This window comes from Streptomyces alkaliphilus (assembly GCF_014141535.1).
Lineage (GTDB): Bacteria > Actinomycetota > Actinomycetes > Streptomycetales > Streptomycetaceae > Streptomyces > Streptomyces alkaliphilus.
In genome coordinates this window covers 1-1,741 of the sequence record NZ_VKHT01001020.1, presented here as the reverse complement: position 1 = coordinate 1,741, position 1,741 = coordinate 1, and the positions used below count along the sequence as shown (strand labels likewise).

Genomic DNA, 1,741 nt, shown 5'->3' with positions numbered 1-1,741 from the left:
ATCCGTCGCCGGCCCCGCCCCCTCCCCCGACGGAGGCCGCCGGGGCGCAGGCCCACCGGGACTACGGTGACGCCCGTGACACCGGTGACGCCCGTGAGGCCGTCGGGGACCGGGCCGGGGCCGCGGCCACTGAATCCGCGCCCTCCGGCGCTCCCCGCGCATCGCCGGGTCCCTCCCTGCTCATCGGTGGCCTGGGGGTGGGCTTCTCCCTCGACGAGGCCGCCGCGGACCCCGTGTGGGGTTCGATCACCGTTGTCGAGCGCGAGTCGGCGGTGCTGGAGTGGCACCGCGACGGACCGCTGGAGCGCTTCACCGAGCGGGCCCGGGCGGACCGCCGCACCCGGTTGGTGCACGCCGACCTGATGGACCATCTCCGGTCCCCGGGAGCCCCGTACGACGCGATCTGCCTGGACATCGACAACGGGCCGGAGTGGACGGTGAGTCCGGACAACGCCCGGTTGTACTCCCCCCGGGGGTTGATGGAGTGCCACGACCGACTCACCCCGGGCGGTGTGCTTGCCGTATGGTCGGCACAGCCGTCCGCGGATTTCGAAGCGGCCCTGCGCGCAGCGGGGTTCGACGCTGTGCGCACCGTGGAGGTGCCGGTCGTCCGGGGTGTCCCGGACGTGGTGCACCTCGCGGCCCGAGCGGCGTGGCTCCGGCCCCACCGGGGATCTACGCTGCTCCCGACAGTCAAGGAAAGCCAGCACCAGCCGGCTGGCTCCGGACACCTCCCTGGGGCGGGACCACAATGAACGAGACGGACACCACCACCCACCCGACGAACGGCGAGGCCTCGCCGTCGCCGGGGGACCGGCCGAGCCACAACACCGGCACGGCCACCACCCCCGGCGCCCAACGCCGGGTGTTGGTGGTCGAGGATGACCCCACCATCCTCGACGCGATAGCCGCGCGGATGCGCGCGGAGGGCTTCGTCGTCCAGACGGCGGCCGACGGACCGGCGGCGGTCGAGACCGCCGCGGCGTTCCAGCCGGACCTGCTGGTCCTGGATGTGATGCTGCCCGGCTACGACGGGCTGGAGGTCTGCCGTCGTGTGCAGGCCCAGCGCCCGGTGCCGGTGCTCATGCTCACCGCCCGCGACGACGAGACCGACATGCTCGTGGGCCTCGGCGTGGGCGCCGACGACTACATGACCAAGCCGTTCTCGCTGCGCGAGCTGGTCGCCCGCACCCACGCGCTGCTGCGCCGGGTGGAGCGGGCCGCGGCCGTGGCCGCGACCCCGCGGCCGGGCAGCGTGCAGCTGGGTGATCTGGAGATCGACCGCACCCAGCGCCGGGTGCGGGCCGGCGGCAAGGACGTGCACCTCACCCCCACCGAATTCGACCTGTTGCTGTGCCTGGCGCGCACGCCACGCGCGGTGCTCACCCGCGAACAGTTGCTGGCCGACGTGTGGGACTGGGCGGACGCCTCCGGCACCCGGACCGTGGACAGCCACGTGAAGGCGCTGCGTCGGAAGATCGGCGCGGAACGCATCCGCACCGTGCACGGGGTGGGCTACGCGCTGGAGACCGGCGCCCTCTCCGAGGGGAGCTGACCGGGTGACCGGCGGGCACCCGCTCCGGCCGGGGCACGGCGGGGCCGCCCGCGGTGCCGATCCGTGCGACCGGGCCCCCGGGACACCCGGCCGGGTCCCCGTGCAGCGGTACGGGACACCCGAAACCCTCGCGGGCCCCGGTCCGTCGGGCGAATTGTCGGGGGCGGGGCCCGCCGGGGCCTGTCT

Annotated in this window: 2 protein-coding genes; both read left to right on the top strand. The window is 74.7% G+C overall.

Going from position 1 to position 1,741, the window contains the following annotated elements; all coding sequences use genetic code 11:
* On the top strand, positions 1–755 hold a 755-nt coding region (locus tag FNQ90_RS22070), incomplete at its 5' end, for a spermidine synthase family protein (RefSeq protein WP_182607957.1).
* Positions 752–1,555 (top strand): response regulator transcription factor, encoded by an 804-nt coding sequence (locus tag FNQ90_RS22065; protein ID WP_182607956.1) that lies wholly within the window; start codon positions 752–754, stop codon positions 1,553–1,555. The genes FNQ90_RS22070 and FNQ90_RS22065, both read left to right, overlap by 4 nt.
* Positions 1,556–1,741 lie beyond the last annotated feature (186 nt).